Below are 867 nucleotides of genomic sequence, written 5' to 3' on the forward strand. Positions count from 1 at the left end.
TGCGGCTGCCCGCTTCGCCGGGGCCGCGCCCCGTGGTCGTTCTCGTGCACGGCGGCTGCTGGAAGGAGCGCTATGCGTCGCTGCGCGACCTGGCGCCGCTCGCCGACGCGCTCAAGGCCGCCGGCATCGCCAGCTGGAACATCGAGTACCGGCGCCTCCCTCAACCCGGCAGCGGTTGGCCGGGCACCTTTCAGGATGTCGGCCGGGCGGTAGACCACCTCCGCGCCCTCGCCTCCACGCACCGACTGGACCTGGATCGCGTGATCGTGATGGGCCATTCAGCGGGCGGGCACCTGGCGCTGTGGGCGGCGGCGCGGCACCGGCTGCCGCCGCACAGTCCGCTCCACGCCCCTCAGGCGTTGCGCGTCAAGGGCGTCGTCGACCTGGCGGGGGTCGGCGACCTGCAAGCCTTCATCCCGGCGCAGGCCGTGGGCTGCCGCGATGCCTCGGTCGTCGAGACCCTTCTTGGCGGGCCGCCCTCCGCCGTGCCGGCGCGATATGTGCAAGCCTCTGCGACCCGGCTGCTGCCACTCGGCACCCCTCAGATCCTCGTCTGGGGTGAGCAGGACGAGATGACGCCCTTGCGGTTCGGCCACGCCCATGTCAAAGCGGCACGCCGGGCCGGGGACGAGGCCAGGCTCGTCGCCGTCCCGTCGCTCGGGCATTTCGAGATCGCCGATCCCGCGTCGCCGGCCTGGTCGGTCGTGTTGCAGGCGGTGAGGTCACTGCTTGAAACGCGGCCGTAGCGACTGTCTGGCGCGCCGCGGCGCGCACGCTCGCTACAGTCGCCGGCATGGCCGACATCACTCAATGGATCGCCGCTGCGCGTGTAGGTGACCGCAGCGCTTTCAACAAGTTGTTCGAGGT

At 71.5% G+C, this 867-nt stretch carries 1 protein-coding gene; it reads left to right on the top strand.

Translation table 11 applies throughout. The features are described 5' to 3' along the window. Nucleotides 1-746: alpha/beta hydrolase (locus AC0IZJ_RS28335; RefSeq protein ID WP_471855593.1), on the top strand; the 746-nt coding region annotated here is incomplete at its 5' end. Between the last annotated feature and the right edge of the window lie 121 nt (nt 747-867).

The organism is Roseateles sp. AC306 (assembly GCF_979253795.1).